Genomic DNA, 17675 nt, shown 5'->3' on the forward strand with positions numbered 1-17675 from the left:
TTATAAGTCGTTATTAAGGTCGTTGTAGAGATAGTCTCTCAGCGCTTGAACCCACGGGCGTGGATTTACTCCTGTTGTTTCAGTGAATTTTGATGTGTCGAGGACAGAGTAAGAAGGTCTTGCGGCCTTTGTAGGATAGGAGCTTGTTGGTACCGGGTTTACAAGACAGTTGATACCAGCGCAGTTGATGGCTTCTGTTGCCAGTTCGCACCAGCTTGCTTTGCCTGAGTTGACAATGTTGAATATGCCATTGGCATCACTTTTCAAAAGCTCAACTGTGTATTCAGAAAGATCGGGAGTATACGTCGGGGAGCCGGTTTGATCATGGACGATACTTAAAGAATCACGTTCGCGGGCAAATTTCAAAATTTTCTGAACGAAATTAGTTTTATAAGGTCCGAAAAGCCATGCTGTTCTAATTATTAATATGTTTTCATAGCCGATAGCTAAAAGTTTTTCTTCACCGGCAAGTTTGGTTGCACCGTATACGGATTTTGGGTTTGTTTTGTCTTTTTCTGTGTATGGTGAATCGTTTTTACCATCAAAGATAAAATCTGTGCTGAAATGTATAAGCTTTGCTTCGTGTTTTTTTGCGATTCTACCGAGAATTACAGGAAGAGTTGTATTGAGGAGGTGAGCTTTGTTTTTATCATCTTCAGCCTGATCTACCATTGTATAGGCAATTGTATTGAATATGAAGTCAGGTTCTTCCCGTTCAAAAAAAGCTGTAAGAGACTGTTCCTCTAGGGGATCAAAGTCATTTCGCGAAAGCGGAATGGTTATAACCCCGTTTTTGCGTAGTGTTTCAGTGAGTGTTTGTCCTAAAAGACCTGTTCTACCGCCTAGTATAACAGCCTTTTTGCCTTTTAATTCAATCATTTTCGCTCTCCATACCATTCTGCCATAAAGTCCCGGTAAGATCCGCTTTTGACTTCTTCCAGCCACAGTTCATTATCTTGATACCATTGGATCGTTTTACGGATTCCTTCAGCAAAGGTGACACTTGGGCTGAACCCCAGTTCATTCTGAGCAACAGTGAAGTCCATGGCATATCTCTGGTCATGTCCGGGTCTGTCCTTTACAAAAGTAATCGAAGATTCATCTTTTCCGAGTATTGAAAGAAGTTCGCGAACCAGTTCAAGATTAGTTTTTTCAGCAGCTCCGCCGAAATTGTATGCCCGCCCTGGCTGACCTTTTAAAAGAGTCAGTTCAACGCCGGTGCAATGATCGTCTACATAAATCCAGTCCCTTATATTGGAACCATCTCCGTAAATGGGGAGTTGTTCACCGGCAACGGCTTTTGTATACATCAGCGGGATTAATTTTTCCGGGAATTGATACGGCCCGTAATTATTCGAGCATCTTGTTATGGATATTGGAAAATTATATGTTTCAAAGTAAGCACGAGCCATAAGGTCTGCGCCGGCTTTTGATGCGGAGTAGGGGCTGTTTGGAATCAGAGGGTTGTCTTCAGTAAAAGCCGGCTCGTTTTTAGCGAGAGTTCCGTATACTTCATCTGTCGAGACGTGGACGAATTTTTCAAGCCCGGCTTGACGGGCACACTCCATCAGATTTTGCGCACCTTGAATATTGGTTGTTAAAAACGGAGCTGGATCATTTATGGATCTGTCTACATGAGATTCAGCAGCGAAATTGACTACAGCTTCAATTTGATATTCTTCAATGATGTTCGTAACAAGGGTCTTGTCACAGATGTCACCATGAATGAAGCTGTAATTAGCATCAGCGTTATTTTCAATTGCGAGCAGATTCTTTCTGTTTCCGGCATAGGTAAGCTTGTCTAGATTGACGATCTTCCAGTCCGGGTGGCGTTCCTGCATCAGGTATATAAAATTGGTTCCGATAAAACCGCATCCGCCAGTAACAAGAAGTCTCATAAGTTCTCCGTCCAGATATTGATTTGGAACGACAATGTAACTCTTGCAGTCATGTTATGCAAGAAGCGAAGCCGTTCGAACAAAAGGTATAAAGTCTTTATTTTAATTAATAAGTGTTAAATCGGTATGTTGTATTTAATGAAGTAACTTAAGTTTATTCAAACAGTGCATTATCGTTAAGACTTGCAAGGGCTTGATATAAAATGATTCCGGCTGAAGTTGAAAGGTTTAAACTTCTTATCTTTTTGTTTGTAGGGATATTTATAGCGTGCGTAATATCTTCAAACATCCACTCGGGCAAGCCTCGAGTCTCAGGTCCGAATACAAAGTGGTCGCCCGGTTTAAATTCAAAATTGAATAAAGGGGCCCCTCGTTTTGCACTTGTTGTTATCAGTCTGCCGACTTCAGTGTTATCCCTGAAATCCTGCCAGTTTTTCCATACAGAAAGTTTAACGTTCGGCCAGTAATCAAGGCCGGCACGCTTTAAGTGCTTATCTGATATTGAAAAGCCCAGTGGCTCAATAAGGTGCAGTTTAGTATCTGTGCCTGCGCAAAGTCTGGCGATATTGCCAGTATTGGGTGGAATTTCAGGTTCAAAAAGAACTATACTGAAAGGGTTCATAAAACGTTTCCTCCTTTCTGGAAAGGAATCGTTATCAAGAGAAGCGGGCAAGGGCAATGTTTGTTTGCAGTATAATTTCAGAAAAGGTTTAAAATTTGTAATCGAGAAAATAACGCAAAAGAAAATGTCCGAAATAATCGCGGGAGGGAGGCGGAATCGCTTTAGTATAATTTATTCTTAAGCTGTTCGGTTCCACCGGAGCCTGCACTCGCATATTATCCAGAACATTTTTCTTTTCACAGTCAGCTGTGTGAAGGAAGATTCTTTTTTTAATGGCGTTAGCCTAATTTTTTTGTTTGTTAATCTTCACTTATTAATCAGCTGTCATGTTTTATTATATATAGCATTAAGCGTGCCGAATATGTTTTTAAATGCGTAAGTGTTCTAAATAAAAGACCTCCTTCTCTGTAGTCTTAGTGAACCACAGAAAAGGAGGTCAAAGGTGTCGGAAAAACGACGCTAAATATTATACTGCAGCGATGCACTTAATTTCGACAATTCCGCCTTTGGGAAGAGCACTGACTTCAATTGCGGCTCTGGCAGGTTTGTGGTCTGTAAAATACTCTGAATATACTGAATTAAGTGTTGCGAAGCCGGACATGTCCGTTAGAAAAATATCAACGGCGATTACTTTGTTCAGAGAACTGCCGCATGCTTCCAGAATTGCTTTCAGGTTTTCGAGAGCTTGTCTGGTCTGTGCTTCAAGTCCGTCTGATACGAACTCTCCTGTTTGCGGGGAAAGGCCAAGCTGTCCACTGACATAAGCCTGTCCATTATACACGGTTGCCTGTGAGTAAGGGCCGATTGCAGCCGGTGCTTTTTCGGTATTAACAGTGGTTACATTCATTGCTTATCCCTTCTGTATGTTAAAGTTTTTTGGAATACTCCATAAGTATTTATCACAGAAACTTTCAGGTAGAATTTTGGTTAACTGCACAAGTATTGCTACAACTACAATTGCGAAGATCAGTCTTCCCCAAAGTAATCCTGAAATATGCCCACCAATCATCATTAATAGAAATGTATCTTCGACAACACTATGACATAGTCCCATCAGTGTTAGCGAATAGAAAACGTCTTTTTTGTCAATTTTACCCGACTTAGTCTCATGAATAATCATGCCGCCACCATATGAAAGGCCCATGGTAAGGCCGACAACTGTAAGGGCTGAAGCCTTTGGCCCGATACCCATCAATTTAAGCAGCGGGCGAAGAAGGAAGTCAATGGCGGCAATAATTCTCAGTTTTGTGAGAATCTTCATTATTATCAGCAGTGAGAGAATAATCAGGAAAATGGAAATAAAGTTTTTAATTTCTCCCAAAGCCCACATTGGTAAAGTTTTATCAACGACGGAAGAGTCTGATGTTAAAATGATGTGAGCTGGACCTTGTAACAGGTCATAATAGCTGTAAATAAAATTAAGAAGTATACCAATTAGTAATGCTCCTGTGAATCTTATGACAGCCTGAAAAAATAATCTCGGGCCTGAGCTTTGTACAACTCTAAGTTCTATAGGCATAGAGTGTGCCACTAGAATCATTGTGCCGAGTATGGTGGCTTGTGCTGCCGAAAGAGGCGAATCTTGAGCAAGGCTGAGAAATACGATGAGACCGCTGTAGATGTTGTTGATCATTGCTGTCGCCCATACAAGCCCCATCTCACCGGGAAGGCCGACAAGTTTCATTATCGGGGCAAGCGGTGCGGCAAGATAGCCGATCAGATTAAATTCTTGAAGAATTTTTACAGCAATAACAACCGGAATCATTATTTTAAAAAGATTCAGTGATATGCTTACAGCATTTTTAAGAATGTCGTAACTTGAAGTAAGAACTGATGATATTTTATTCATAATGGGGAGGGGCGTGGAGGTTGTGTTTTCAAAAAAAATAGCCGGGTATCCTCTAAGAGTATACCCGGCTAATTTTCACAAAAACTAAGCTAAAAGTTGTTGTTTCAATCCTTCTACGGCTTCATCTTCTGAATCATAGAGGGAAAATATCTTGTGCAGTGCAGCAATATCAATGATCTTTTTAACTCGATCACTTAGGTTGAACATTGCAATGCTTCCTTTTTCCTTCATGAGCTTATTGCGCAGGGTAATCAAAGTTCCGATTCCCATGCTGTCCATGAAGTCAACATTGCCCATATCAAGTGCAATGTTAAATTTCTTTTCATCAAAAAGAGGAGCAATCTGACGCTGAAAATCATGGCTGACGACATGATTAAGTTCAGGAGAGTCCAGTTCAACAACGGTTATTTCATCGACATGTTTGAATTTAAGTTCCATTTTTATTCCTTCTGATTGTGTGGTTCTAATAAAAGGATCACGTGGTGAAATCTACACCGCCTTTTAAAATCTAGCAAGCATGAGTTTTAACGGGAAAAATTATTTGGAAAGATGTTCCATTTGTTTTCTTAATTATTAATTCGCCACAGAGTTGTTGTGCGAGAGTTTCGACGAGCGTCATACCCAGTGTCTTTGTGTTTCCTATTTTGAAATCTTCGGGCAAGCCTATCCCGTTATCTGAAACAGTCAGATTTATATTGTCGCCTTCCCGGGACATGGAAACAAATAGAATACCTTCTCGATTGTCTGGAAAAGCGTGTCTGAGGGAATTTGAAAGCAGTTCATTGATAATTAACCCGCATGGTATTGCGGAGTCTATACCAAGATGAATATCATTGATGTCAAATTTGGGCTGCACCTTGTCGTCGATAGAATATGATCTTAGTAGGAAGTTCATAAGTGTAAACGCATATTCGCGCATATCTATTCGTGAAAGGTCGTCGGAACGGTAAAGTCTTTCGTGGAGCATGGACATTGAACGAACTCTATGCTGACACTCCCGCAAAAGGTTGCTGGCTTTATCATCGTCAGTGTAACCGCTTTGAAGGCTGAGCAAGCTGGAAATAACTTGAAGGTTGTTTTTTACGCGATGGTGAATTTCTTTCAGCATAACTTCTTTTTCTGCAAGTGATGCCCGGACTAATTTTTCAGAAGTCTTTCGAGCTGAAATTTCTTCTGAAAGAATCATGTTGGTTCTTTGGAGTTCTTCTGTGCGTTCCCGGATTTTAATTTCCAGTTCTTCTTTGTATTTTTCATTTTCAACAAGAAGTCTGGCTCGCTCTCGTGTTCGCAAAATTGAGGATTCAAGATCTTTTAAGTCGGTAATAGGTTTTGCTATGTAATCCCACGCTCCAAGGCGGATTGTTGCTACCGCATCATCAAATGAACCGGTTCCGGAAACAACGATAACAGGAGTTTGCGGAGCTTCCTGTCCCAGTTCTTTAAGAACGGAAAGGCCGTCCATTTCAGGCATTCTTAAGTCTAGAAGAACAATATCCGGAGTTTCTGATCTAAAAATATCAAGTCCATCTGAGCCGTTTGCAGCTTGTAAGACTTTATATCCACTATCTTCAAGATAGTGTGTAATAGAGAGTCTGACAGCTTCATCGTCATCAATCGTTAGTACTCGGGGAAGGTCATGCATTAGTTGTTTTTTCCGTTAAAGTTAATGAGTTGATGATGATTAACATATAAAGTTTGAGTCGAAAAGGAAGGTCTTGAGTTAATTGAAGTGTTCTTCTATATGATTTGGAATAATATATTCAATATTTTAAGTTTGCTTATATGTGTATATTTTCTTATTATACTTACGGTATAATCAGCTTAGCGTAAACTAAGTTTCACTGGTTTGGAGGTTCTCTAATTTGAGTGCTGTTAGGATTCTTATTGTTTGCATGCAGGGGCAAAGTCGTGAAGCTTACATTAAGGCTCTGGATGAACTTAATGTCGAGTATGATGTTGTTGATAATTTTGGTGATACTTTTAAAAAATTTAATAAAATTAGTTACAATGGTTTTCTTTTTGATGTGGCTACAGTCGTCAGGGCAAAAGCTAAGGATAAAGCAGAAGCAAATCTTTTTATTGAACGTTTTCCGGTTTTAAGAGTTAATTATCGAGCTTCTGATGAAGTTATTCGCGGTATTCCTGTGGGTAAATTTTCTGGCGAAAGTAAATTGTTGGAAGATTTTGTCCGCAAGGTTTGTTCGGTATTTCCTGCCAGATCGTTACGCGGGAGCAGGACTTCGTCCAGAGTTTTGAATGTTTTGCTTCGCAAAGAATATAGTTCCGGTTTTATCAGTATTGAGAAGAGTGTAACTTTTGATATTTCTGAAGAAGGGGGCTTCTTTTTTTCTGTTAAAAAATGGGAAGAAGGCGATCCTCTTTCAGTAGTTGTAAAGGAATTGGCTGATAGAACGCCAATTTTATCTATTGTTAGAAAGGTACAGGTTTGGGGTGAGACAGACCGGTTGCCGGGTATTGAAGTAAGATTTTTAAATCTTACGGAAGCTCAGGCTGATCAAATTGAAGAATTAATGTAGGTTAAAAGGTGGAAAAATATGGGCGAATTGAAAACAGACAAAAATTTTGAGAGATGGCTTGAGTGTATGGCTCGAGGAATACTTGTGGGTGGATCACTCGGAGCTATTGCGGGCTGGTTTTTTATGGATATTCAGCGAGCTTTAATGCTTGGAATGTTGATTGGCTGCCTTGCCGGTGTGACAATGAAAAACGTTAAAGACAGCAAGGATTCAGATTCAGATTCAGATTCAAAATCTAAATAATGGTTTGACCTGCTAAAATCAAAAGCCGCCTTGTATTAATACAAGGCGGCTTTTGATTTTAGTTATGATTCTAAAGTTATAAAATCTGATTCAAAAACATTTTTGTTCTGTCTGATTCCGGGGTTGTGAAAAAGTGTTCCGGAGTGCCTTTTTCTATAATCATTCCATGGTCCATAAAAAGGACTTCATCTGCTACTTCGCGTGCAAATCCCATTTCATGAGTTACCACGACCATTGTCATACCTTCTCTTGCAACTGTTTTCATTACATCAAGAACTTCGCCGATCATTTCGGGATCGAGAGCTGAGGTTGGTTCGTCAAAAAGAAGAACCTTCGGCTCCATAGCAAGTGAGCGGGCAATAGCTACTCTTTGTTGCTGGCCTCCGGAAAGCTGTGCCGGATAGACTCCTGCTTTCTCGTGAATGCCGACTTTTTTAAGAAGGAGCATCGCTTTTTCTGTAGCTTCACTTTTAGAACGATTGCGGACAACTGTTTGAGCTATGGTTAGGTTTTCAAGCACTGTCTTATGAGGAAACAGGTTGAATGATTGGAAAACCATACCAACTTCTTCTCTGATTTTATTGATATTTGTTTTGGGTGAAAGGATATCTACACCGTCTATAAATATATGACCGGAGTCAGCGTACTCGAGCCTGTTAAGGCATCTCAAAAAAGTACTTTTACCAGACCCGGAAGGCCCGATCACAACAACAACTTCACCCTGTTTAACTGTATGTGAAACATTTGAAAGAGCTTGTATTTCATGTGTTACAAAAAAAGTTTTGTATATATTATTTACTTCAATCATTATCTCTGCACCATTCTTTTTTCAAGATATTGAACGAACATGGAGAAAGCAAAAGTAAGAATGAGATAAAGCACCGCACATAGAAACCATAATTCAAAAGGTTGCAGGCTTGTAGCAACAGCTTCTCGTGTTGCCTTGGTAAGGTCTCTGATTGCAATTACTCCAAGTAGTGAAGAGTCTTTGATCATGCTAATAAACTGCCCTGCAAGAGGTGGAAGTATTCTTCTGAATGCTTGAGGCAGAATAATGTGTTTCATCGCATAAAATTTAGACATCCCCAGTGAGCGAGCTGCTTCCATCTGGCCGCGATTGACAGACTGAATACCTGCGCGAACAATTTCAGCAACATAGGCGCCTGCAAAAATGGCAAGAGATGCTACTCCAAACCATAAAGGTGGAACTTGCGGAATGTCATATTTTGAAAGCAGGCTGTTGATAAGGGTCCCAAGTACAAAATACCAAATGAAAATCTGGACAAGAAGAGGGGAACCTCGAATTAATTCGATATATGTAATGGCTGTCATTCTGAGAGCCGGGTTGGCTGAGATCCTGGCCAGACCGGTCATTAAGCCTAGAGCAATACCGAAAACGATAGAAATAGCACTTACTTTTAAAGTTATAAGCAATCCCTTCAGCAGAAGGCCCATTTTCCATTCTTTTTTAGTGCCGATTGTATCGCCGACAAATACCGAGTCGCCCTGATAAACCATAAGGCTGTCGCTAGGGACTTCATATTGAAAAGATTCGTTGTCTTCGCCCCTAACTAAAACAAGGGAGTTTTGACCGGTCTTTTTAATTGAAGAGATCTGTCCTTCAATGCCGGTTGTAATATCCAGATCAGCTTCATAGTAAAAATAATTTGGAATGCGTTCCCAGCGCCATACATAGTCGACCTGCTGAGTTGTCCAATAAAGTCCTGCAATAGTGGCAAACAGGCCGATAAAAAAGAATGTTTTCCAAAACAGATTATAGCTGCGGCCTTTGCCGGGAGTTCTTAGAGAGTATCCACTCATAATATATTAAGCCGATTTTATAAAAAAGGTTGTGATTATAATAAAAAACAGGGGGCAAAGATTTGCCCCCTGGATATTAACAATAATGCAGTTTTACTGCATTTTTTTACGCCAATCGGTGCTTTTGAACCATTTGGCGTAGAGTTTGTCATAGCGACCGTCGTTTTTAAGCTGACGGAGGAAGTTGTTCAGGAAGTTGATGAAGTCAGGATCACCTTTACGGATTCCCCATCCAAGAGGCTCGTATGTGAAGGGCTTTTCAAGGAAAAAGAGTTTACCATTACCTTGTTCGGCCATGAAAATTGCGTTGAAAGGGAGGTCATAAACCATTGCAGCCGCTTTACCGTTGAGAACTTCAAGAGCCGCATCAGTTTCAGTGTCGAATGATTTGTAATTTGCTTTAGGGAGAAGGCGTTTAGCAGCTTGTTCACCGGTTGTTCCGAGTTTGGAAACAATTGTGTATTCAGGGCTGTTAAGATCTTTATAAGATTTAATTTTTCCTTCAAGTTTTTTGTTTACTATCGCAGTCTGTCCAACAATAATGATAGGATCTGCAAAGTTAATCTGAAGGTTACGTTTTGAATTAACAGTCATGCCCGCAGTGATAATATCAATTTTGTCAGTGAGGAGAGCTGGTATAATGCCGTCAAATGCCATGTTGACAGGGACAAATTTAACGCCCATCGCTTTTGCCATTTCACGCGCGAGGTCAATTTCAAATCCAATAAACTGACCATTCTTATCAGTCATTTCAAAAGGCATGTACCCTGAATCGATACCACAACGGAGTTCGCCTCTTTTCATGATAGAGTTGAGTGTGGATTTTTTAGCAAGGTCAATGTCTGATGCGTTCGCACTGAAAGCGAATCCAAGTGCAAGAACCAAAGTCAGCAGTAGGCAAACTTTTTTCATAGTTTTCTCCTTTCGGTAATAATTCAGTTTGGTAAGATTGAAATAGAGTATCAAGCCTGTCGGGCTGATCAACCGTATTTTCCTTCGGTGAGAACTTCTTTGATAATCATCTCGACCTTGCAATAAGGACAAGTTGGCATGGATTCCTTTGGGAAATAAACAATGTTTGTCTCCCTGCATTTGGGACAGATAACTTCAACAGCTTCTTGTCTAACTTCTTTAGCCTTTTTTTTCATGATATTGCCCCTTAAAAAGAATTTGGTAAGTTAACCTCTTTGCGGAAAAAATTCAAGAATTGATTCTTGGTTTTCCATTTAAAATCAAAATAAACAATGTTGTTGTTGTCGACCTCATTGACATGGGTTGTAAATTGTATAATTTTCATGTTTGTTATTTTTGTGTATTTTAACATTTTTTGGAGGGGATAAGATGTCTAAGAAGATTATCATGATTTTGATGCTTACCATGCTTGTTGGTTTCTCCGCTGAAGCAGGTATGCAGGTTAATAGTGATGGAAAACCGGTTGTTTCCGTCGCATCTGATTGTACATGGCCTCCCATGGAATTTATTAATAAAGATAAACAGATCGTAGGCTTTTCCGTTGATCTGATGAAAGCCGCGGCTGAAGCCGGTGGTTACGTAGTAGAAATCAAGAACGTTGCATGGGACGGTATTTTTGCTGGTCTTGCTTCAGGAAAATACGATTGTATCTGTTCTTCTGTTACTATTAATAAGCAACGTAAGAAAGGTATGGATTTTTCTGATCCTTATTTTGAAGTTCAGCAGTCTGTTGTTACCAACAAAGATTCAAATGCTAAAACTTTAGCAGATTTTAAAGGTAAAAAACTTGGCGCTCAGATTGGAACAACAGGATATTTTGCTGTTAAAAAAACAGATGGTGTTGTTGCTAAATCTTACGACGAAGTAGGCCTTGCTATGGAAGACCTGTATAATGGTCGTATTTCTGCAGTTGTTTGCGATGATCCAATTGCCGCTGACTTTGCTTTGCAGCAGGAAGAATATGCAAAGAGACTCAAGATTGCTTTTGTTGTAAAGAGTGATACTCCTGAATATCTCGGTGTAGCTGTTCAGAAAGGAAATAAAGAAGTCGTTGATCTGATTAACAAAGGCCTCGCAGCAGCTGTTAAAAATGGTTCTTATGACAAAATTAAAGCAAAATGGTTCGGATCTAACTAAAAAAGATCAACCATCAGGCTTGAGAATTAAACGTAGAGCCGGGATCGGAAATGCTTAAGCCGATCCTGGCTTTTTACATGTAGTCGGGTAAAATAATATGAAAGATAAACCAGTCAAAATTGAAGTTACGGATGGCGCCAGTATACCTGATAGTAAGGATAAAGGGTTGCTGAATGCATGGTGGGTGTCATTTATCGGCGCTATATCGACTATTATTTATCTTGTAGTCACAAAACCTGATCCATATAAAGATATTTTGCTATTCGTGCCTGATGGGATTCTGGTTACTTTTCAAGTAACCATTTTTTCTATTATGGGTGCTTTAGTAATTGGTTTATTTACCGGTCTGGGCAGAATTTCTAAAAATAAGGTTATAAACCTCATAGCTTCAACTTATGTAGAAGTTGTTAGAGGTATTCCCCTTCTTGTTCAGCTTTTTTATATTTACTTCGCTCTTGGAAGAGTTGTTCAGGTGCCCGACCTGCTTTCTGCCGTAATAGCAATGAGTGTTTGCTATGGTGCATACATGGGGGAAGTTTTTCGTGCCGGGATTGAATCGGTTGACAGCGGACAGACTGAGGCTGCGAGATCTCTCGGGTTTAATAAAAATCAGACTATGTTCTTAGTTATTCTTCCTCAGGCATTGAGAACGATTCTACCCCCTGTCGGTAACGAATTTATTGCTCTCCTTAAAGATTCTTCGCTGGTCTCAATTATAGCGGTTGCAGATATTTTAAGGCGCGGACGCGAGTTTGCTGCGGAAAGCTTTCAATATTTTGAAACCTATACAATGATTGCACTTTTATATCTTCTGATAACTTTGATTCTTTCAAAAGGTGTAAGTCATATGGAAGAGAGGTTGACTCATTATGACCGTTAATTCCATTATCGAAATAAAGAATGTGTATAAATTCTTCGGAGACCTTGCTGCTCTCAGCGATGTATCGCTTGATATTAAATCTGGAGAAAAAGTCGTAATTATCGGTCCATCCGGTTCGGGGAAAAGTACTCTTTTAAGGTCGATAAACCGCCTTGAAGAGATCAGCCGTGGATCTATCGTTGTTGATGGACAGGATGTTCACGACACAAATAACAATATTAACAATATACGTCAGGAACTGGGAATGGTTTTCCAGTCTTTTAATCTTTTTCCACATAAAACAGTTCTTGAAAACCTGATCATGGCTCCTATTAAGCTTAAAGGGCTTGATAAAGAGGAAGCAAAGGCGGTTGCAGTAGATTTGTTGAAAAAAGTAGGCATTCGTGAGAAGGCGAATGTTTATCCTTCGAAGCTTTCCGGCGGCCAGCAGCAAAGGGTTGCCATAGCCCGAGCGCTGGCTATGAATCCCAAAATTATGCTTTTTGATGAACCTACCTCCGCTCTTGATCCTGAAATGATCGGTGAGGTTCTTGATGTAATGAAAAAACTTGCAGTTGAAGGCATGACTATGGTTGTCGTTACTCACGAGATGGGATTCGCCAGAGAAGTTGCCGATAGAATTGTTTTTATGGAAGATGGAAGGATTATAGCCTGTGCTCCTCCTAAGGAGTTTTTTAACAGTACTGATCATCCTCGTTTGAAGCAATTTCTCAGTCAAATACTGTAAAGCAAGATCCACATAATTTCCACAATGTGAGTTGGATATTCCTGACCGGTTCTGATATTTTTCGGAACCGGTTTTTTTGTACAAAATGAGTACACCTTAGTTTGCGTAAAATTTATAATGTTTGTATATTGATATGATAATTATGCAACGTACTCGTTAAATGGAGTTTTAATGGTTTCTGGCAAAAAAATTCTCGTCGTTGATGACGAAAGGATAGTAAATCTAGATATTCAGGGAACTTTAAAGCGCCTAGGGTACGGTGTTGTCGGAGAGGCTGTTTCCGGACTTGAAGCTATTTCTAAAGTTGAAAAATTGAACCCCGACCTTGTCTTAATGGATATCAAGCTTCACGGTAAAATGGACGGAGTTGAAGCAGCAAATATAATTATTAAAACTTATGATATTCCTATTATATTCCTTACCGCTTATTCAGATGAGACAACTCTTAATAGGGCCAAACTTTCCGGGCCGTATGGTTATCTTTTAAAACCTTTTGAAGAGAGGGATCTTCGTTCTGCCATTGAGGTAGCGCTATACAAGCATGGAATGGAACAGGAATTCAGACGGGCTCTTCACGATGCCGAAGCTGCTAATGAAGCCAAAAGTTCTTTTTTAGCAACAATAAGCCACGAACTTAGAACTCCGATGAATGGTATTATGGGGCTCAGTGAGATTTTACTCAGTACTGATCTTGATTCTGAACAGCAGGAATATATAGAGCTGATTAAAGGTTCCGCAGTCTCTCTTCTTCGCGTTTTGAATGAACTTCTGGATTATTCAAAAATTGAAAGCCGTATTCTGGAACTAAGAGAAGGGCGGTTCAATTTGAGAAAGGCGTTGAATGGAGTTGTTAGTGTTCATAAACCCGCAGCTGAGAAAAAAAAGCTTTGTATTGAGTGTTTTGTTCACCCCGATGTACCTTATGAATTGCAGGGAGATTCTGGCCGCCTTACCCAGATTTTAAATAACCTTGTGAGTAATGCTATTAAGTATACTGATGTAGGTGGTCTGCTTGTTGAGATTATGCCGGACAGTATTGAAGAAGAGCCATATCCTGCAGGATCTGCTAGATTACTTTTTGTGGTCAGTGATACAGGGCAAGGTATTTCCCGTGAGAAGGCAGACTGTATCTTTAACAGCTTTACCCAGCTTGAAGATTATATGACCCGCAAACATGGCGGAATAGGTCTTGGTCTAACTATTTCATATAATTTAGTTAATATGCTTAAAGGTACAATGTGGCTTGAAACCCGCCCGTCTGCGGGAAGTAGTTTTCTTTTTACTGCAGTGTTTAAAATTCCAGAACCTGATGCACAGTTGGGGCCCAGAACTGATTGCGGGACAATTTCATTTACTGAAACCAAAAAAATCTTATTTGTGGATGACAATATAATTACTCGCCGGGTTGTTTCTTCTTTTTTAGAGAACGCTAATTGTGAACTTGATGTTGTCGAAAACGGACAAGAAGCTATTGATATATTAAAGTTAAAGACGTTTGATATGGTAATCATGGATGTTCAAATGCCCGTGATGGATGGATTTGAAGCGACTAAATTAATTCGTTCAGGTTCGCTTGATAATGTTGATTCTGATCTGCCTATTTTGGCGCTTACGGCTCATGCCATGAAAGGGGATAAGGAAAGGTGTTTACGTGCAGGAATGGATGGATATCTTTCAAAGCCTGTCCGTTCAGCTCGACTATTGGAGGGCATGGCTGCTGTTTTTGATATGACCCGAGATAGAGATCATAGCGCTAATGAACTGGTTGATTGTGATGACGGTCCGTCTTATCTTGATTTAAAAGGTACGATTGCTCGTTTTGAGGGTGATGATTCTCTTGTGAAAGATGTTTTTGGTCATTTTCTGAGGCTTGTTCCCGAGCAGATATCAAGTATAGATCAATTTGCTGCGCGTTCTGATTTTGAAGGTGTTGTTAAGGAAGTAATGGTATTGCGAGAGATGGCTCTTGATGTCGGAGCTGAAAAAATTTGTCAGTTAGCAAGAGAAATAGAAAAGATTTCTCACAGTGGCAGTTTTGAGTGTCTTTCAGGGATGATCTCCCGTATGAAACGCGAAACAGATACCACTCTTAATGTTATGTCGGATTATGTTTTAAGATCAGTTTAAATTTTATTTTAACTTGCTAAAATATTCTTAATTTTTCCTAATTATCTATAAGCGTTAATAATTGTTACAAGGATTACTCTATGGCTCCTTCTGAGAAAGAAGCATCAAAATCTCCTATCATTTATACATTGTTTCTGGTTTTGCTCTTAGCAACAGCAATTTCTTTGGGGTATTCTGTTGCAAAGCCCTTTTTTAATACAATTATTATTTCAATTACTCTTTCAGTACTTTTTTATCCAATAAGTCAACGAATCCGCACAATGGTGAAGGGGCGTACTTCTTTAGCCGCGTTTTTGACAGTGTGTATTATTGTTTTTGCCATTATTATACCTGCTTTGATTTTCTTTTTGGGTTTGATCGGGCAGGGGGTGGATTCAATTTCAGGCATCAATAACTGGTTGAAGCATGCAGATCTGTCAAAGCTCATGGATACCGATAAATATGATTTTTATTTGAAATGGATTGAAGATAAACTTCCTTTTCTTGATTTAAATTCGAATGATATAAAAACTAAAGCCATTGAATACTCAAAAACTTTCGGGCAATCCATGTTTACTTCCGGCACTTGGCTCGCAGGGAACATGGCAGGACTTGTAGCTCAATTTTTTATTATGACTTTTCTGGTTTTTTCGTTTTTAAAAGACGGAGTAAGGTTTATCACCAGAGTTAAATATCTTTCGCCGTTAAGAGCCGAACAGGAAGATTTTATCTTCACAAGTCTGCGTAAAGTTTCAAAGTCTGTTCTTTTAGGCAGTTTGTTTATCGCGATTCTTCAAGGTGTTGTCGGTGGCATCGGCCTTGCCATTGTGGGTATTCCGGCCCTTTTCTGGGGTGCTATGATGGGCTTTACATCACTTATTCCGGTTCTTGGAACTGGCTTGATATGGGTTCCGGCACTTGTTTATCTTTTGCTTGTCGGCAAAATTAATATGGCGATTTTTTTGGGGCTCTGGTGCGGAATACTTGTAACAGGAATAGACACAATCTTAAGACCTATTATAGTCAGAGAAGCTTCAAGGGTTTCAACTATTTATGTCTTTCTTGCTATTCTTGGCGGCATTAATGCGTTTGGTGCGCTGGGTATATTATACGGCCCCATGATTCTTACCTTTTTGATGGTTATGCTGGATATCTATGGTCTTGAATTTCAAGATGTTTTAAAGAATAAAAAATAAACCAGCGCGACATTTAAACACTTAGTAATTTATTTATTTTGCCGTTTTCAGGGTAGGGAAGAAAGGCTTTCTATCCAAATTCAGGGTGGTAATTTCATTATTAACCGGAATTTTTTTCATAATTGTGAGTCCGGATTTAATTACTTTTGAAATTTTTATAAAAGTTTCTACTTTATCTTTAGAGTTTTTGAGCATTATGTAGCCGTCTCCGCCTCTTGCTAAGAATGAATTGGTGGCGACAGAGTACATTTTGTCTTTCTCAACAGGAATATATTTACCTGATTTATCGGTTATTTTAATATTTGAAATTCTTGAACCTTTAGTCCTAATCCCGATTGGTTTCCCTTGTTCGGTGACAGTGATTTCCTGCGGAGTTCCTTTTAGGTCTAGAGTATACTTTACACCTGAGGTTTGCAGATATCCTCCTGATGATTCAGGAAGCTTATGAACGGAGCGTTCAAGTACTTGTTTAAGCGTTTCTCCGGTTACTTTTATAATTGTTACAGTGTTGCCGAACGGGAACATCGTGTCGACATCATTGGCTTTTATCGGGCCGGCAGGGATGATTTTATCACCTCTGATTCCTCCGCTGTTTTGGAAAGCAACATCTGTTTTAAATTTATCCTGTAGAATGCTGCTGACCAATTTACCGACAGGAACATCTTGGATTCTGATAACTTTAACTTCTGTATTGAGAGGCTGTGTGGATGTCGCTAGCACTGTTGGTGATTGCAGTCCGTTTATATTTGCTTGAATGAAGTCAAAAGTTTTTTTGTTTGGTGAAATGCTGGCGGTAACCGGAATGATTGTCCAATCGTGTTTATTTATATAACCATCTTCAATTTGTAACTTTAATACACCCACAAAGCGGCCTCGCGCTCCACACTGAACCATAATTCCGGGAGTAGGAGCATCGCGTGCGATAAGTTCTTGTCCCGGTAGAATGTCCTTGTGGCTTTGTCCGCCGCATATGATATCAATTTCAGGAACCGCTTCCAAGATTGTTTTCTGGTCTTCAATAGAAAGGTGGCTAAGTAAAACTATAATGTTTGCTTGTTCTTCTTTTTTTAATTTAAGAGCGGTGCTCCGGGCGATTTCAATTAGATTAGATTTTACTGCCGTAGCTGTTCCGGGATTTGAAATCATTTTTAAATTTGGTAATATTAATCCCATAAACCCGACACGGACGAGATTTCGTTCAATTACTGTATATGGTTTTACATGTTTTAGAAGGCGGTTGCTGGGATTAATTTCAAGATTGCTTACAACTGTGGGAAATTTTTTGTTTGTCAGGCATTTTGCAAGAAAGTTTGATCCGCGATCGAATTCATGGTTGCCGAGAGTCGAAACATCAAATCCCATCAGATTCATTGCACCGAAAACTATTTTACCTTGATCTTCCTGAATTGATTCACCTAACAAATCGTCACCTGTTGCAATTGTGATGGTTTCGCCAGGGAACTTTTCACGATAAGATTCGAATACCGTTTGAATTCTTGCAAATCCTCCGAAAGTACGTAGCATGTTGCCATTGTTAAGTTCTTCTTTTTCAGAAGCCGGAATTAACTGACCGTTCAGACCGGACGTCGTAAGGAGAACAAGGTTCCATCTTGATGCAAGGCACGGGGTCGATAGAAGTATAAATGTGATCAGAGATATTAGTGTCATTAACGGACGCATATATGAT

19 protein-coding genes are annotated in these 17675 nt (G+C 39.6%); 7 read left to right on the forward strand and 12 right to left on the reverse strand.

Features of this window, described 5'->3' with window-relative positions; translation table 11 throughout:
• The 7 genes from rfbD to BLT41_RS11190 form a co-directional block, all read right to left on the reverse strand.
• Complete coding sequence (rfbD, locus tag BLT41_RS11160) at positions 1 to 879, reverse strand: dTDP-4-dehydrorhamnose reductase (RefSeq protein ID WP_092161128.1); 879 nt, start codon at positions 877 to 879, stop codon at positions 1 to 3.
• Complete coding sequence (gene rfbB / locus BLT41_RS11165) at positions 876 to 1898, reverse strand: dTDP-glucose 4,6-dehydratase (protein WP_092161130.1); 1023 nt, start codon at positions 1896 to 1898, stop codon at positions 876 to 878. Before rfbB ends, rfbD begins: the two co-directional genes overlap by 4 nt.
• A gap of 154 nt (positions 1899 to 2052) precedes the next feature.
• A complete protein-coding gene (locus BLT41_RS11170; RefSeq protein ID WP_092161132.1) occupies positions 2053 to 2520 on the reverse strand; it encodes a tRNA (cytidine(34)-2'-O)-methyltransferase in 468 nt (155 codons plus the stop codon).
• 466 nt (positions 2521 to 2986) lie between these two features.
• On the reverse strand, positions 2987 to 3367 hold the full coding sequence (locus tag BLT41_RS11175) for a RidA family protein (protein ID WP_092161133.1): 381 nt from the start codon (positions 3365 to 3367) through the stop codon (positions 2987 to 2989).
• Positions 3368 to 3370: 3 nt separating this feature from the next.
• Positions 3371 to 4369 carry a nucleoside recognition domain-containing protein gene (locus BLT41_RS11180; RefSeq protein ID WP_092161135.1) on the reverse strand — a complete coding sequence of 333 codons (999 nt, stop codon included), beginning with the start codon at positions 4367 to 4369 and terminating at the stop codon, positions 3371 to 3373.
• Positions 4370 to 4453: 84 nt separating this feature from the next.
• Positions 4454 to 4807, reverse strand: a complete 354-nt coding sequence (locus tag BLT41_RS11185) for an STAS domain-containing protein (protein WP_092161137.1) — start codon at positions 4805 to 4807, stop codon at positions 4454 to 4456.
• A 70-nt stretch (positions 4808 to 4877) separates the two neighbouring features.
• Entirely contained in the window at positions 4878 to 6011 is a 1134-nt protein-coding gene (locus BLT41_RS11190; protein WP_092161139.1) for a response regulator, read from the reverse strand.
• Positions 6012 to 6231: 220 nt separating this feature from the next.
• On the opposite strand from BLT41_RS11190, the gene BLT41_RS11195 reads away from it, so the two are divergent.
• A complete protein-coding gene (locus BLT41_RS11195) occupies positions 6232 to 6906 on the forward strand; it encodes a PilZ domain-containing protein (RefSeq protein ID WP_092161141.1) in 675 nt (224 codons plus the stop codon).
• Positions 6907 to 6924: 18 nt separating this feature from the next.
• On the forward strand, positions 6925 to 7149 hold the full coding sequence (locus tag BLT41_RS11200; protein ID WP_092161143.1) for a hypothetical protein: 225 nt from the start codon (positions 6925 to 6927) through the stop codon (positions 7147 to 7149).
• A 76-nt stretch (positions 7150 to 7225) separates the two neighbouring features.
• Here the strand turns inward: BLT41_RS11200 and BLT41_RS11205 are convergent, their stop codons facing one another.
• The 4 genes from BLT41_RS11205 to BLT41_RS17475 form a co-directional block, all read right to left on the reverse strand.
• Positions 7226 to 7957, reverse strand: a complete 732-nt coding sequence (locus BLT41_RS11205; RefSeq protein ID WP_092161144.1) for an amino acid ABC transporter ATP-binding protein — start codon at positions 7955 to 7957, stop codon at positions 7226 to 7228.
• Positions 7957 to 8970: an amino acid ABC transporter permease gene (locus BLT41_RS11210; protein ID WP_092161146.1), complete on the reverse strand. Its 1014-nt coding sequence runs from the start codon at positions 8968 to 8970 to the stop codon at positions 7957 to 7959. Before BLT41_RS11210 ends, BLT41_RS11205 begins: the two co-directional genes overlap by 1 nt.
• Positions 8971 to 9063: 93 nt before the next feature.
• The gene (locus BLT41_RS11215; RefSeq protein WP_092161148.1) at positions 9064 to 9882 is read right to left on the reverse strand and encodes a transporter substrate-binding domain-containing protein; all 819 of its coding nucleotides are present in this window, start codon (positions 9880 to 9882) and stop codon (positions 9064 to 9066) included.
• 68 nt (positions 9883 to 9950) lie between these two features.
• Entirely contained in the window at positions 9951 to 10118 is a 168-nt protein-coding gene (locus BLT41_RS17475) for a hypothetical protein (RefSeq protein ID WP_092161150.1), read from the reverse strand.
• 193 nt (positions 10119 to 10311) lie between these two features.
• On the opposite strand from BLT41_RS17475, the gene BLT41_RS11225 reads away from it, so the two are divergent.
• The 5 genes from BLT41_RS11225 (at position 10312) to BLT41_RS11245 (ending at position 15988) form a co-directional block, all read left to right on the forward strand.
• Entirely contained in the window at positions 10312 to 11079 is a 768-nt protein-coding gene (locus tag BLT41_RS11225; protein WP_092161152.1) for a basic amino acid ABC transporter substrate-binding protein, read from the forward strand.
• Positions 11080 to 11176: 97 nt separating this feature from the next.
• Complete coding sequence (locus BLT41_RS11230; RefSeq protein ID WP_092161154.1) at positions 11177 to 11959, forward strand: amino acid ABC transporter permease; 783 nt, start codon at positions 11177 to 11179, stop codon at positions 11957 to 11959.
• Positions 11949 to 12686: an amino acid ABC transporter ATP-binding protein gene (locus BLT41_RS11235; RefSeq protein ID WP_092161156.1), complete on the forward strand. Its 738-nt coding sequence runs from the start codon at positions 11949 to 11951 to the stop codon at positions 12684 to 12686. The genes BLT41_RS11230 and BLT41_RS11235 overlap by 11 nt, the downstream gene beginning before the upstream one ends.
• A 171-nt stretch (positions 12687 to 12857) precedes the next feature.
• Positions 12858 to 14813 (forward strand): hybrid sensor histidine kinase/response regulator, encoded by a 1956-nt coding sequence (locus BLT41_RS11240; RefSeq protein ID WP_092161157.1) that lies wholly within the window; start codon positions 12858 to 12860, stop codon positions 14811 to 14813.
• Positions 14814 to 14893: 80 nt separating this feature from the next.
• On the forward strand, positions 14894 to 15988 hold the full coding sequence (locus BLT41_RS11245; protein ID WP_092161159.1) for an AI-2E family transporter: 1095 nt from the start codon (positions 14894 to 14896) through the stop codon (positions 15986 to 15988).
• Positions 15989 to 16021: 33 nt separating this feature from the next.
• Here the strand turns inward: BLT41_RS11245 and BLT41_RS11250 are convergent, their stop codons facing one another.
• Entirely contained in the window at positions 16022 to 17668 is a 1647-nt protein-coding gene (locus tag BLT41_RS11250; RefSeq protein WP_092161161.1) for a bifunctional metallophosphatase/5'-nucleotidase, read from the reverse strand.
• Between the last annotated feature and the right edge of the window lie 7 nt (positions 17669 to 17675).

This window comes from Maridesulfovibrio ferrireducens (assembly GCF_900101105.1).
GTDB classification, from domain to species: domain Bacteria; phylum Desulfobacterota; class Desulfovibrionia; order Desulfovibrionales; family Desulfovibrionaceae; genus Maridesulfovibrio; species Maridesulfovibrio ferrireducens.

What these genes read in the sequence shown, in the direction of transcription:
- BLT41_RS11230 (WP_092161154.1), top strand. Translation starts at nt 11,177, where the DNA reads ATGAAAGATAAACCAGTCAAAATTGAAGTTACGGATGGCGCCAGTATA.
- BLT41_RS11250 (WP_092161161.1), bottom strand. Translation starts at nt 17,668, where the DNA reads ATGCGTCCGTTAATGACACTAATATCTCTGATCACATTTATACTTCTA.
- BLT41_RS11170 (WP_092161132.1), bottom strand. Translation starts at nt 2,520, where the DNA reads ATGAACCCTTTCAGTATAGTTCTTTTTGAACCTGAAATTCCACCCAAT.
- rfbB (WP_092161130.1), bottom strand. Translation starts at nt 1,898, where the DNA reads ATGAGACTTCTTGTTACTGGCGGATGCGGTTTTATCGGAACCAATTTT.
- BLT41_RS11175 (WP_092161133.1), bottom strand. Translation starts at nt 3,367, where the DNA reads ATGAATGTAACCACTGTTAATACCGAAAAAGCACCGGCTGCAATCGGC.
- BLT41_RS11205 (WP_092161144.1), bottom strand. Translation starts at nt 7,957, where the DNA reads ATGATTGAAGTAAATAATATATACAAAACTTTTTTTGTAACACATGAA.
- BLT41_RS11190 (WP_092161139.1), bottom strand. Translation starts at nt 6,011, where the DNA reads ATGCATGACCTTCCCCGAGTACTAACGATTGATGACGATGAAGCTGTC.
- BLT41_RS11245 (WP_092161159.1), top strand. Translation starts at nt 14,894, where the DNA reads ATGGCTCCTTCTGAGAAAGAAGCATCAAAATCTCCTATCATTTATACA.
- BLT41_RS11240 (WP_092161157.1), top strand. Translation starts at nt 12,858, where the DNA reads ATGGTTTCTGGCAAAAAAATTCTCGTCGTTGATGACGAAAGGATAGTA.
- BLT41_RS11225 (WP_092161152.1), top strand. Translation starts at nt 10,312, where the DNA reads ATGTCTAAGAAGATTATCATGATTTTGATGCTTACCATGCTTGTTGGT.
- rfbD (WP_092161128.1), bottom strand. Translation starts at nt 879, where the DNA reads ATGATTGAATTAAAAGGCAAAAAGGCTGTTATACTAGGCGGTAGAACA.
- BLT41_RS11210 (WP_092161146.1), bottom strand. Translation starts at nt 8,970, where the DNA reads ATGAGTGGATACTCTCTAAGAACTCCCGGCAAAGGCCGCAGCTATAAT.
- BLT41_RS17475 (WP_092161150.1), bottom strand. Translation starts at nt 10,118, where the DNA reads ATGAAAAAAAAGGCTAAAGAAGTTAGACAAGAAGCTGTTGAAGTTATC.
- BLT41_RS11215 (WP_092161148.1), bottom strand. Translation starts at nt 9,882, where the DNA reads ATGAAAAAAGTTTGCCTACTGCTGACTTTGGTTCTTGCACTTGGATTC.
- BLT41_RS11185 (WP_092161137.1), bottom strand. Translation starts at nt 4,807, where the DNA reads ATGGAACTTAAATTCAAACATGTCGATGAAATAACCGTTGTTGAACTG.
- BLT41_RS11235 (WP_092161156.1), top strand. Translation starts at nt 11,949, where the DNA reads ATGACCGTTAATTCCATTATCGAAATAAAGAATGTGTATAAATTCTTC.
- BLT41_RS11180 (WP_092161135.1), bottom strand. Translation starts at nt 4,369, where the DNA reads ATGAATAAAATATCATCAGTTCTTACTTCAAGTTACGACATTCTTAAA.
- BLT41_RS11200 (WP_092161143.1), top strand. Translation starts at nt 6,925, where the DNA reads ATGGGCGAATTGAAAACAGACAAAAATTTTGAGAGATGGCTTGAGTGT.